This window comes from Candidatus Xenohaliotis californiensis, assembly GCF_963930935.1.
In the GTDB taxonomy this organism is placed as follows: Bacteria; Pseudomonadota; Alphaproteobacteria; order Rickettsiales; family CAWVOK01; genus Xenohaliotis; species Xenohaliotis californiensis.
In genome coordinates, this window is record NZ_CAWVOK010000003.1 from 1 (window position 1) to 13630 (window position 13630).

General features: G+C 30.8%; 12 protein-coding genes and 1 tRNA gene. 10 read left to right on the forward strand and 3 right to left on the reverse strand.

Annotated elements, in window-relative coordinates; translation table 11 throughout:
• From AABI72_RS00180 to AABI72_RS00210, 7 genes are all read left to right on the forward strand, one after another.
• The coding region (locus tag AABI72_RS00180; protein WP_338363272.1) for a hypothetical protein at positions 1-271 on the forward strand (271 nt) is incomplete at its 5' end.
• A gap of 470 nt (positions 272-741) precedes the next feature.
• Complete coding sequence (locus AABI72_RS00185; protein WP_338363274.1) at positions 742-1536, forward strand: hypothetical protein; 795 nt, start codon at positions 742-744, stop codon at positions 1534-1536.
• A gap of 152 nt (positions 1537-1688) precedes the next feature.
• Entirely contained in the window at positions 1689-2723 is a 1035-nt protein-coding gene (gene hflK / locus AABI72_RS00190) for an FtsH protease activity modulator HflK (protein ID WP_338363276.1), read from the forward strand.
• A 71-nt stretch (positions 2724-2794) separates the two neighbouring features.
• Entirely contained in the window at positions 2795-3601 is an 807-nt protein-coding gene (locus AABI72_RS00195; protein WP_338363279.1) for a protease modulator HflC, read from the forward strand.
• Positions 3594-5042: a Do family serine endopeptidase gene (locus tag AABI72_RS00200; protein WP_338363281.1), complete on the forward strand. Its 1449-nt coding sequence runs from the start codon at positions 3594-3596 to the stop codon at positions 5040-5042. The genes AABI72_RS00195 and AABI72_RS00200 overlap by 8 nt, the downstream gene beginning before the upstream one ends.
• Positions 5043-5048: 6 nt before the next feature.
• Positions 5049-5807 carry a phosphate ABC transporter ATP-binding protein gene (locus AABI72_RS00205; protein ID WP_338363283.1) on the forward strand — a complete coding sequence of 253 codons (759 nt, stop codon included), beginning with the start codon at positions 5049-5051 and terminating at the stop codon, positions 5805-5807.
• Positions 5808-5821: 14 nt separating this feature from the next.
• The gene (locus tag AABI72_RS00210; protein WP_338363285.1) at positions 5822-6565 is read left to right on the forward strand and encodes a response regulator; all 744 of its coding nucleotides are present in this window, start codon (positions 5822-5824) and stop codon (positions 6563-6565) included.
• 72 nt (positions 6566-6637) lie between these two features.
• Here the strand turns inward: AABI72_RS00210 and AABI72_RS00215 are convergent, their stop codons facing one another.
• The 3 genes from AABI72_RS00215 to AABI72_RS00225 form a co-directional block, all read right to left on the reverse strand.
• Positions 6638-7387: a hypothetical protein gene (locus AABI72_RS00215; protein ID WP_338363287.1), complete on the reverse strand. Its 750-nt coding sequence runs from the start codon at positions 7385-7387 to the stop codon at positions 6638-6640.
• Positions 7388-7650: 263 nt separating this feature from the next.
• On the reverse strand, positions 7651-8376 hold the full coding sequence (locus tag AABI72_RS00220; RefSeq protein ID WP_338363289.1) for a hypothetical protein: 726 nt from the start codon (positions 8374-8376) through the stop codon (positions 7651-7653).
• Positions 8377-8540: 164 nt separating this feature from the next.
• Positions 8541-9500 carry an alcohol dehydrogenase catalytic domain-containing protein gene (locus AABI72_RS00225; protein WP_338363291.1) on the reverse strand — a complete coding sequence of 320 codons (960 nt, stop codon included), beginning with the start codon at positions 9498-9500 and terminating at the stop codon, positions 8541-8543.
• 243 nt (positions 9501-9743) lie between these two features.
• On the opposite strand from AABI72_RS00225, the gene AABI72_RS00230 reads away from it, so the two are divergent.
• The 3 genes from AABI72_RS00230 (at position 9744) to def (ending at position 13581) form a co-directional block, all read left to right on the forward strand.
• Positions 9744-12209, forward strand: coding sequence for a hypothetical protein (locus tag AABI72_RS00230; RefSeq protein ID WP_338363293.1), 2466 nt, complete (start codon positions 9744-9746; stop codon positions 12207-12209).
• Between the two features lie 709 nt (positions 12210-12918).
• Positions 12919-13001 (forward strand) — tRNA-Leu (locus AABI72_RS00235).
• 22 nt (positions 13002-13023) lie between these two features.
• A complete protein-coding gene (def, locus tag AABI72_RS00240) occupies positions 13024-13581 on the forward strand; it encodes a peptide deformylase (protein WP_338363295.1) in 558 nt (185 codons plus the stop codon).
• The last annotated feature ends 49 nt before the right edge of the window (positions 13582-13630 follow it).

Sequence of the window (13630 nt, forward strand, 5' to 3'; positions counted from 1 at the left end):
AAACACATCATCTGAAAGTAATCTTTTATATTCTTATGATTTTCCAATTGCTGTTGCTTGCACAACACTAGTACTTTTTATTGCTGGTATTATGTTTTATTGTTTATGCAACAAAATCTATTTTCACAAGACAAATGAGGATAATTGTAAGATTGATGATGAAGTTGATGCTGCTTTAACACGTGGTGGTGGTTTAAAATGGCAATCTTTTGATAGTTATGATATTATTACATTTTCTGATACAAATCATAAACAATGTTCATGTTTGTAACATTTTCTTATATGCTTTATTTATTAATTCAGCATATCTTATAATTTGATGTGTTTTACTCTTTCTGAATATTGAATTGCTATTACTATTAGTTTTTTATTAAATTCTAACTAATTTAGTAGAATTCTAATTCAATAATTAATATTTTCATAAATTTTATTGATCAATTGCTAAAAAATCATTTTGATTGACTGTATATTTAGTTAACAAGATTGATAATTGATTGTATTTATACTAATTTTTAATATAGATTTATTTAGTAAAAGTAATTTTAAGTATATATAGTATATTTATCTCAGAACTATATTATTGTGTGGTATTTGTTTATATATATCTTGATTTACTGTATAATCAATGTTTTCAGGTATTTAATAAAGTTGTTGTTGCACACAGTTAATTAGGTTTTAAGATTTACTTAGATGCAAATTAGTATAATACTATTTATTAATTTGATTTTTTGGTGACACCCCATGCCTAGTATAAATCCTATCAATACATTAACAATGCTTGCAAATAGAAGCCAGGAAACAACCATAGATTATAGCTCTAGCTCTATAGATTATAGCCCTGATATTGATATAGCTGCTGCTACTGGTGCAACAGGTGGTGCAGGAGTTTTTGCTAGTATGGTATTATTTTTTATATATACATATTGCAGATACCGTAGAAATTTAGAAATTCACGAGCATCAAAGGGGATTTTTTAGCTGGTGTGTTAATTTTTTAGCCATGAGATTTAGAGGTGTGAGAAGTAGTAGTACTGGTGCTAATGTTATAGATATTGGCAGATTAGAGGAAGAAGATAGTCAACATGGCTCTGAAGTGAGGGGTAGTAGTGCCGATTCTGCTTTGATTATTAATGCTGTTGCTTCTAGTGTTGGTGAAAAAGATTATTATGTTAATTTAACTTTTGATAAGAATTCTGGTAAGTACACATGCCTTGCAAAGGGTCTAGGCAATGTATCTATGAGATTGCATATTGACAAGGAGAATGCTGAGTTCCATATTCAATCTGTAGAAGACTGTAAGTCTTGTGAGAAGAATTCTGTTAATACTTCAGATGATTTAGATTGCACTGATGGAGGTAGTGATAATCTAAAACTTTTTGTTAAAATTAATAAAGATAAAACAATTACCATGAAGATGTTCAATAAAGGAGAATTTTTTGCTGATGTAAATATTGGTAGTTTTTATAAAGAGATTGGTAGTTTATTTTTAGGAGAAGGTCAGCAATTTATGCAAAATTTATCTATGGAATATTTATAATAACTTAAGATGTTTTGATTGATTTTTGTTTATATTGTATGCAAACAAGCAGTAATTTAAGATTAACTGCAAGAAATGTTGTTTGTTAGTTTGGTTGACATTAGTTTTAATATAGCTATTATTTAACCTATAAATAATATTATTTATAGGTTATGTTGGATAATAATCCATGGAGTCAGCAATCACCTAATGGTAGAAAAAACACCTCCTACAGAAGAGCATGGAAAAATATTGATCTTGGTGGTTTGGATAAGTTTATTCCTAATGGTTTTAATAAAAAGTTTTTTTTACTAGGTATTTTTTTATTATGTTTTTTATGGTTGGCTACTGGATTCTACTCTGTTCAACCAAATCAAGAAGGTGTGGAGCTTCGTTTTGGTAAATACCAACTTACTACTACATCTGGCTTGCATTATCATTTTCCATCACCTATAGAGAAAGTTTTATTGGTTGATGTTACTACTATCAATCATGAAGAAATTGGCTATAGATCTGGCCCTTCTAGAGATGATTTGTTGGCTGAAAGCTTGATGTTGACTGGCGATGAGAATATAGTTGACATAAATTTTGAAGTACAGTGGCGCATTAAAGATGCAAAGAAGTATTTATTTAATTTGCGTGATGATAAACGTGGCATTACCGTTAAAGCTGCTGCAGAAAGTGCAATGCGTGAAGCAGTAGGGAAAAATAAAATAAGTTATATTATTGAAGGCATTGGTCGTGCAGCTATAGCACAGGAGAGTATAGCAATACTACAAAGAACTGTAGATGAATATGCAATGGGTGTTCATATTGAGTCAGTGCAGATGAAAAAGGCAGATCCACCAGCAAGAGTTATAGATGCTTTTCGTGATGTGCAGACTGCTAAAGCTGATAAAGAAAGAACAATTAATGAGGCTTCTGCTTATAAAAATGAAATATTACCTAGAGTTCGTGGTGAGGCAGAGCGTATAGTTAATGAAGCTAAAGCCTATAAATCTCAGGTTGTCAATGCTTCTATAGGTGAGACAGAGCGTTTTTTGATGTTATATGAACAGTATAAGCAAAATAAGTTTGTGACTAAAAAAAGGATTTATTTGGAAACAATTGAAAATGTCCTTGAAGGCAAGGAAAAGCTTTTACTTACCAACAAAAATGCTTTATTGCCACTTTTTTCAGTAAATGAAAGCATGAAAGGATTGAGGTAGGTGTGAAGAATTTAAAATATATAATTATAGCTTTGTTTATAATCTTTAGCTTTATATTTCAAGGTTTGTTTATGATATATGAGGGAAGACAAGCAATTGTTCTACAGTTTGGTAAGATTGTTAGCAATGAAGTTCTGCTGCCTGGTTTGCATTTTAAGATTCCTTTTATACAAAATGTATTATATTTTGAAAGCCGTATTATAGATCTATCACCACAACCAAAGGAAGTTATAGCAGCAGATCAGAAACGTGTTATTGTTGATGCTTATGCAAAATATAAAATTGTTAATCCATTGAAGTTTTATCAAACTGTTGGCACTAGATCCAAGCTTGCCTCTAGGATGAAGCCAATTTTGGAATCAAACATTAGGGAAAATGTTGGGAAGGTTTCATTGACTTGTCTTTTGGCCGAATGTAGAAACAAGGTAATGGAATTGATACAAAATGGTGTAGAGCATCAGGCCATATCTTTTGGTATTGAAATGATTGATGTGCGTATCAAAAGAACTGATTTGCCTGATACAAATAGTGCTGCTATTTTTAAGCGAATGCAAACAGAACGAGAGAAAGAGGCTAGAGAAATTAGAGCACAGGGAGTTGAAGAATCTCAAATTATAAAATCAGGTGCTGATAGGGAAAAAATTACAATTCTTTCAGAGGCTAAAAAGAAAGCAGAAATTATAAAAGGTAATGCTGATGCAGAATCTACTGCAATTTATAATAAGGCATTTTCTAAAGATATTGATTTTTTTAGTTTTGTTAGACATATGCAGCTATATAGAAATTCTTTTAATAATAATGAGACAAAGTTTATACTTTCTGGTGAGGAGAGTTTTATGGGTTTTTTACAATATCAAAATGGTAATAAACATGACTAAGCGTTTTTTATTGTTTTCCATTAAAGCATTGTTTTTTTTGTATGTTGGGATGGCTGATGCTCGTTTTTTAAGTGATGATAGTTTTGCTGAGGTGGTTGAGAAAGTTTATGATGGTGTTGTTAACATATCCACAAGCCATAAGGTTAAAAAAGGTGTGCAAAATGATGATGGTTTTTTTCGTGACTTTGAGGAACTGTTTGAGAAATTTTTTAATATTGATCCTAGAAAAGAGCGAGAATTTAGTGACAAGACAGTTAGTGCCCTAGGTTCAGGTTTTATTGTTGATGAGAATGGTACTGTTGTTACTAACTATCATGTAATACAAGGTGCATCTGAAATTACAGTACGTTTTAATGATGATTCTACAGCTAAAGCAGAGATATTGGGTTATGATAAAAATACTGATATAGCTGTATTGAAAGTTAAAACAAAGAAAAAATTGACTAAGATTTCATTTGGCAGTTCTGCTAAACTTAGAATTGGTGATTGGGTGTTGGCAATAGGTAATCCATTTGGCTTTGGTGGTTCAGTAAGTTCTGGCATAGTTTCTGCTGTGGCTCGAGATGTAAATATAAGTCCATTTGATGATTTTATTCAAACTGATGCAGCTATTAACAGAGGGAATTCTGGAGGACCATTGATTAATATGTTAGGTGAGGTTATTGGTATTAATACATTAATTATTTCTAATACTGGATCAAATGCTGGCTTGGGTTTTGCTATTCCCTCTTCTGTAGCAAGCTATGTTGTGCAAAAAATTATAGAAGATGGATCTGTTCATAGGGCTTGGCTAGGTGTGCTTTTGCAGCCAGTAACTGATGATATAGCTAAGTATTATGGCCATAATAAGGCAAAAGGTGCTCTAGTTGCAGAGGTCATGAAAGACAGTCCTGCTGATAAGGCTGGTATGAAAGTTGGTGATCTTATACTTGGTTTTAATGGCAAGAATGTGGATAATGTGCGTGATTTACCAAAGATGGTTGGCTATACTAAAGTTGGAAGTAATGCAGTATTAAAAGTTGTTCGTGCTGGAAAAGATGTAGAATTGACAGTTAAAGTTGAAAAGAGACCTGATAATGATGAATCTGAAGAATTGATGGTAAATGAAAGAAAAGATAAGCATAGTAAAATGAGTTCTAAGCTCATACCTGGTTTATCATTTCAGAATGTTGGTATGCTTTCCTCTGATGTTAAACGTGCTTATAAAATACAAGATGCAAAAGGTGTGTTTATTTCCAAGGTTGATTCAGATTCATCTGCATATGCAAAAGGAATAAGACAAGGTATGGTTATTACAGCAGCTAATCAGCAAGAAATTTTGGATATTGTTGACTTGCAAAAGCAGGTTGATATTTCTAAAAAGATGAAAAAACCAGTATTGGTACTTGTCAACTCATTTATAAAAGGCTACAGTCGTTTTGTAGCTATACCAATAGAGTAGGTAGGATTGGCTGTTGAGGCAAGAATTGTAACAAGGAATTTATCTTTGTTTCATAAAGGAAAAAAAATATTGAACAATATAAGTATTAGTTTTGTGCAAAATACTGCTACTACTATTATTGGTCCATCTGGTAGTGGTAAGTCTGTTTTTATAAAATGTCTTAACCGCATGAATGATGAGTCTGAGATTAAGGTAGATGGTTTAGTGATGATTGATAACAAGAATATATATGATCATAAGATAGATATTGCAAGCTTGAGAGCAAAGATTGGAATGGTGTTTCAGAAGCCACATCCATTTTTTATGTCTATATATGACAATGTAGCATATGGACCAAGAATTCATGGAATTATAAACAAGAAAGAGTTACATGAGATTGTGATAATTAGTTTAAAAAAAGCTGGTCTTTATTATGAGGTTTGTGATAGACTTTATGATGATGCTAACTTATTATCTGGTGGGCAGCAACAGCGTTTGTGTATTGCACGAGCATTGGCAGTGGAACCAGAATTAATATTAATGGATGAACCATGCTCAGCTTTAGATCCAGTATCATCATCTAAGATTGATAATTTAATTTTAGAATTGAAAAAAAATTATACTATGATTGTAGTTACACATTCAATGAGACAGGCAAAAAAAATAGCAGACTTTGTTGCTTTTTTTGACAATGGGTCTTTAATAGAATATGGGAAAAAAGATGTAATTTTTGATAATCCATCTAATCTTAGAACATTGAAATATATTAATAGTGGCTTAAATTGAACTAAGGTGTTTAAATGCAAAGTTTTTATGATAAAAATGATAACAGAGTAATAGCTATTGTTGAAGATGATATAGCAATCACTACTTTATTAGAATACAATCTTACTAAAGCTGGCTTTGTAGTTGTTAGTTTTTCTAGTGGAAATGAGCTGTTATCTTATGTAAAATATAATCCAATAGATATACTGTTGCTTGATTGGATGTTGCCAGATATGTCTGGAATAGAAGTTTGTGGCAAAATAAGAAATAGCAGAGAGCTGAGCAATATACCAATTATTATTATTACAGCTAGGTGTGAAGAAGATGATAAGGTGCTTGGACTAAGCAGTGGTGCTGATGACTATTTGGTTAAGCCATTTTCTATTAAAGAATTAAGTGCTAGGATACAGGCTAATTATCGTCGCGCCAATCCATCTCATGATAAGAATGTTTTATGCTTTGATGATATTGTCATGGATCTATCAACAGTATCTGTGCATCGTGCCCAAAGGGAGATAAGATTGGGTATGCGTGAGTTTAACATTTTAAAGTTATTTATGGAAAATCCTGAAAAAGTTTTGACTAGAGAACAAATTATTAAGCATGTTTGGCGTGATATTTTAGGGATTAACTATAGAACTGTAGATGTTAATATCAATAGATTGCGTAATGCTTTATATCATGATGACTCTGATGCTTATCAGCCATTATGCACTATTAGATCTATAGGATATAGTTTACGTAAAAAAGTTTTTTCTGGTAGAGTGGCAGTTGATTAAGAAAGTTTTGAGGGATTTTCTTATGCCTTTGAGAGCATTATGTTTAAATCAAAGGCAAAAGAAAATTTTTATTTAGAATCTAATCTTTAGACTTAGATTGCCTCTTTGTTGCAGGTAGCTTTTTTGTATACTAGCAGATGCATCAATATTTAGTAAATCATCATTTATACTTCCAATATTTTGTATTTTTTTGGAAGATCCAGGAATTTTGTTGCTAAATGAGTATAGACCAACAATTTCCATATTTTTAGAGATTGGCACTGCTATACCAATGCCAGTTTGTCCAATAAGAGTTCTGTGCACTTTTTGTTTGTTACCAAAAAAATATATGTTGAGATCTATTTTTGAGTCTAAATCAAAGTTGGCACCAATTTTTGTACTATATTGTCCAACACCAAGTCCTGCCATAACAAATGGCTTAATGGTAAATGCATTATTTGTTAATGGGATAAATGTGTAATATCCATTAAACATTAGTCTGCTTATTTTTTCCTCAACAAATCCTGTTAGATCTGGCAGTTGATTATCTGTAAATGAGTATCTTTTATTTTTACTGCTTCCAGAATATTCAACTTCCAAGTCAACTGCACTTTTTTCATTAAGATCAAAACTATAGCCAAAAGCAGTATTTTGTTCAGTAGACATATTGTTTTTTACTGTGCCTATTTTGTTAAATTTTTGTCCATTAATTTCTAATTCCCCATTAATTTTTTTAGCAGTTGTGCTGACATTAAGTCCATTTCTTGTAAAAAAATCAGCATGTGCACTGCAGCTTGCTGCAACTACTAATACTAAAGTGAGGATTGTATTTCTATATTTCATTTTTAATCCTAAAATTATATTAATTAATTAATATATAATTAATTTATTACTTTGTTTTAACAAAGTCAATATTTATATATTTTTTATTTAAAAATAATAATATTAATATAATTAATTTATTTAAGATTTTAGAATATAATGCTAAATCTGATGCTATGCTGATCTAAGCTGACATGGCACACTAACTATGTTGTAGAATAATTAGGTTTTGTAGAAATAATATTTGAATAACCCAGTATAAGAGCTGGGTTACAAAAATTTTGTTAAGTATTAAATTTTATACCAATTGATAGCATATGTTGTGCATTTGGTTTGATGATATCTGCTTTTGCAGCTACCATATTTGGCACAGATATTGATACATTTTTTATTTTTTCAGAGCCATACACTCTGTTATTAAATGAATATGATCCAACTAATTCAAAACTTTCTTTTATTGCTAGCGACATTCCAGCACCAATTTGACCAGTTGATATAATATGAGTTAGTTTATTTAAGTTTATCTCATTTTCTTGACCACCAATATCACCAGCTGCAGCTAGTTTTATTTTTATGAACGATACACCAGCACCTAATAAAATAAATGGTTTAAGGTTTAGAGTGTTGGGAATATCAAAAATATATGACATGGTTACTATACCTGCTTGCGTCTTGCATTTAGTCAGTAGATCTAGAAAATTTTCTGGATCGGTAGATTTTGCACTATATGATTTGCTTGAGAAATCTTTTTTATAACCAAGCTCTAAGTCAATGTAGCTACCTGATGTTAGATTTATTGTATAACCAGCTGATGTATAGAATTGTGGTTTTATAGATTGCAAAGATAGGGATGATTGCTTTTCTTCAGCGCCAAACATGTCTTTAATTTCAGTTATAATTTTATTTGAATCACTTGCAATAACAAGACTGCTTTTTGTAAAAAATGATGCATTACAATTATATGTAATTGATGTTATTAATACTGCACTAAGTAAAATTATAAATTTCATTGTTTATTTTTTGCTAAAATTGATTAAAAATAATTTATATCCTTGGAAGTAAAAGTCAACAATTATATATTACAGAATTTTTATATAAATCACCTCCTTTTTATGTTATTGTGGTATATATTTATAGTATTTTATACTGACTATTGATTTGTCTATAGTCCAACTCATATGATTTCTATAATATTGGAGTATATGAGGTTGTTTGTGGCTAGGTCTTGATATGCCCAAGGAACGTCATTAAATTTATATATTTTGCTGACTACAGGCTGTAATTTGCCTTCTTTAATTAAAGTGAATAATGCATTAATTGCTACAGCTTGCTCTTTGCTATTGTCTTGATAATGTTTTATATTTGGACAGGTTAAGTATAGTGATTTTTTTGTCAGTTCTTTAGTTTTGATATTTGATATTTCTCCAGAAAGATGTCCATAATTTATTAATGTGCCATATATAGATAAAAACTGTATTGATTTTTGATAAAGAGCCTCACCAATAGGATCATATATGGCCATGACACCCATGTTTTCTGTGAATTGAAGTAGCTTGTCAGTGCATTCTGTATAATGATCAAGTAGCAAATCTTGAAATTTATGTTTTTTTGCAATAGACATTTTTGCAGCACTTGTGCTTCCTATAACACTGCATTTTATTGCCTGCAGCCATTGGGCAATAAAGTATCCAATGCCACCTGTTATCCCATATACCATAATAAATGATGATGGACATGCAAAGAAAACACGCCTTACTAATGAATAGGCTGTGATACCTTTAAACATTGATGCTGCTGCAACTTTATCGCTAATGTAATCTGGTATTTTATATAAAATTTTTTTGTTTACAATACGATGCGTACAACATGCTCCAGTGTCGCTTAGACAATAACCAACCCTGTCACCTATTTTTAGGTTTTTTACATTGTTGCCAATATTTTCTATTATTCCCACAGCTTCTGTTCCTGGTATTGTAAATTTTTTCATTGATTTCCAAGATTGGCTGAGGTCATGTTTGTTAATACCAATATAGTGCTGTTTAATTAAAACAGAATTAGGACTTATGCTGGGTTTTATTTTGAAGTTAGCTTTTTCTAATGTGCCATTTTTATTTTTTATAAAGGCTTGCGGCATATAATGCTCAATTCTATTTTTAAAAAGATTAGGTCAAAATTTTAGCAATGTCTATAGTATTATGATGTACTTAATATGCTAGTTTTATATACATATATACTATTTGTTTATAAAATTACTAATATCAATTATTTAAGTAGTAGGTTTTTATAGATTTTTGTTATTTTTTTGTAAAAAATATATTTACAATAATGAAGTGTATCTGTATATTAGTTTTTTAAATTCAACTTAAGGAGATATTTTATGCTAGGTGATGCAGAGAATGAGTTTGATAGTAATGAAGGTGTTGTACACCTATCTCCAGCTATTTTTTATTCTAAGGACTATCAAATAGGCTTGCTTGTTCTTAAGGATAAAGAAGCTATTACTAATATGTACATGAATATGGTAATGATACCTGGTAGATCAAGTGTACAGTTTATTAATGGGCAAAAATCTGATGGAAAGCACAAAGGCATGGGTGCTATGCTTGGTGATCAGCTGATATATTGGCGGAATGGTAAATTTTATAGCTGTTTTTGTTATGCTGGAGGAGAAAGAAGTCAGCAATATACAGATTGGCTACGTGATGAACTGGTACAATTTAACAGTCTTGCTAAACCATCTGATCGTAAAACTGTTAGTAAAGAAGTTTTTCAATCTCCTTTGTTCAGCAGAAAATACATGAGTGATGATATTGATCTTACAGCAAATGATCAAGTGTCTAAACTTGCAGAAGATATGCTAACAACTAGCGTATTGCAGAAATATAAGAAAATTACTAAACGTATGTTAGACGATTATCATAACTCTACATCTGCTAGAATTGTTGATTTATACTGTAAAGGTGTTAATAGTAGGCTTAAAAAAGATATTTCTGATAGTTGTTTTGCAACAAGATGTGTTTCTGACATAACACCTCTTTCTGCTGAATTAAATATTGATGCAAAGAAAGTTGTTGTTGAAAGTTTGAATGAGAAGAGTGGTATTTTACATGCTAAGACCCTTTTTGCTAAAGAAGCAGCAGACATGTTGTACAAGGAAAGAGAAAATAATAGTTCAGATTTTCAATTTCTTGGTGAAGAATTTCATATAGATGATCAGGGTATTAGTTTTTATTCTGATAAACATAAGCATTTTATTGGAGAATTGTTTGAGCTATCTGGTATGTTGCCAAAGCAAATGGGTGAGGCAAAGTACAGCTACCATTCAACAGGTGCCTACAGTCTTGATAAGGCATATGCCCTATATGCTATTGCTAGATGTGTTGGTTCGGATGCAATGCGTAATGCAGGTGGTATGCAATGTGTAGCATTGCATAGTTTTGATAATTTTAAGAAATATGAAAGTGACTCAGACTTAGATCTAGATAAAGTGTCTGCTGATGTTATGAGTGAGGCATTTAAAAATCTTCGTGTTGGTTATGCATCTTTTAATGCTATGGGACCACATATTAGTCATCATGTATTCCATTTTGTTAATACAAATGGTAGTGATATGAAAACTTTACAAATGCAGTTAGAAGAAATGGGCATTAAGGATGTAAAAATATTTAATGATGGCAATAAATCTCACAGATTGCACATACCTATTGGCTGTTCACGTAGTCATTTTATAGGGCAATCAGATATAACAGCATCTGATATTGCAGATGCTGCTAATGGACTTGCTTTAATTAGAAAACAAGTTTCTTTGACAGTCATGGATGCAGATTGTCCAAAAGAATTAATGGATGATAAATTAGCAAGTGATAATAGTGATTTTTTTAAAGAGGATGTAGATACAGATCTTGCTGGAAGTAATGATAGCACAAATTTTGCTCCAGAAAGTATTGTTGCAAAGAGAATAAAAATTGATGCTATAGAAAAAGAAGATGTTGGTGAGAAGAGTAGGAAAGTTGTTGCAGGTGAAGGGGTTGATAATATGGATATTGAAAAAGCAGTCTCCATTTTTGGTCTTAAGGCACTTGATGAAATTAAGCATGAATTTACTAAACTTCAAGAAGATGGCTTATCCAGTGCAAGTATTGCCAATGCAATAGATCTTGTTGTTACTTTATCTGATAATATGAGTACCTTGATACGTAAATTGCACAATGCTACCTCTGAAGAAGAAAGAAGTATGTCAATTCACTCTATAGAGCGTGCTGTAAAAACTGAGAAGCTAGCTGCAGTCTTAGTGGGGATGAATTTTATAAGTGTTAAAGATTTGTTTTCCACTGTGAAGAATAAAGATATTGTGAAATATTTACTTTATTTTGCTGCACAAATTCTATTTAGTTTGGGTTTTAAGGAATTGTCAAGAAATATAATAGTTCAGTTACATGATGACAAATTGGGTGCTGCATTAGAAGTTGCAGTTTCAAATAAAGATTTGGCTAGAAATGCACCACAATTGTTTGCTGTTTTACAAGAATTTAGTAATACTGTAAAGGATGCTGGAAATAAAGAAAGTACTGTAAATATTGTTGTAACATCCAACAATAGTGACCCAGAGTATTATCTTTGTTACAGAAATCATTTTGTACGCATATCATCTGATATGCTTACAGATGAACAGAAAGATAAAGCATTATATTGGAATGGCAAAACAGGAGATGAGGCTGTTGTTACTGTTGTTAATACTGAAGTTGCATCAGACAATAAACATGAACATAATATGCCAACATCTAGTTTGCAACAAGCATCTACCATTCCTGTTATTGCACCACAACTGGTAGAAATTTATTGATCTGTTTATAAAGTGCAAGAATTAGACTGCTCAAGGAAGATTTTTTAACATTTATACAGATTGCTGCTGTAGCGCAAGTCTATTAATTATTTTTTGACTTGTGTTACTGTATGTTAAGTTTTTCACTATTTTTTGAAATTAGCTTAAAAGCTACATTTTGTTTAGCTAAATCCTCATTATTTAAAATGAACACAAATGTTTTTTGTGCTTTTCTAATTATCTCGACATGCTTTTAATTACCGCACTACCTATACTGGAAATAGTATAAATGCCAACACTATTAATTAAAATTACATCAAAAAACTTTTAATCACATATTGTGGCATTTTTAAGAACTATATTTAATCTATGCATAATTTTTTGATCAAAAGATAAAAATTATTAGTATATTAAGATTTGTGATTTTGAAATAATTAAAACTGATAATTGTTTTGTCTTTATATTTTTGTTAAAGTTTATCATTTAAAAATTTAGAACTTTTTCAATAATATTTCTCTCTCTCATTGAGATTCTTTTATAATATGCTTTATCAGCATTTCTAGCAGTATCTTCCTTCATCAATCATTTTCACTTAATTGTTATGGTGTTTTATGATTATTTAATTATTATATAATGATTTTTTTTTACAGATATTTACCATGTTTATTTTGATGTATGTACTGATCTAGCATTGATGTTGTTGTTGTTTTATGCTAAATTATCACATATAGCCTCCATGGTGGAATTGGTAGACACGATAGACTCAAAATCTGTTGTCCATTGGATGTGCTGGTTCAAATCCAGCTGGAGGTACTTGAATATCAATTATAATTTTATGGATAGTAAAACTATTGATGCTAACTTGAGAATAAAAATTTTTCCTGCTCCAATTTTGAGAGAAAAGTCTATAGACATTGATTCTTTTGATCAAGCATTACATAATGTTATTGCAAAGATGGAATCTATTATGCACCATCTTAGTGGTGCAGGTATTGCTGCTAACCAAGTTGGCTTAAATAAGCAAATAGCATTAGTTAATGTTATTTATGATAATATTGAAAATAGTTTGGATGATTTGCAATTTAAAAATTATACTGATAATTTGTTAGTAATTATTAACCCTAAGATTGACTGGTATAGTAATGAAACTGCTGAAGAGAGTGAAGGTTGTCTTTCATTTCCTGGTATATATGCACTAGTTAAAAGACCAGTTAAGGTAATTGTTTCTTATAATGATCAATGGGGAGACAGAAAGGTTATTAAGGCCAACAATTTATTAGCACGTTGTCTTCAGCATGAGATTGACCATTTGAATGGTAGGCTTTTTATTGATTATCTTAATCCTGTAAAAAGACGTATGCTTACAGCTAAACTTTTAAAAAAAAATAGTTGATTTAATAATTATTTTTTCTGTATTGCAAATAAACTTAAACTATTTATAA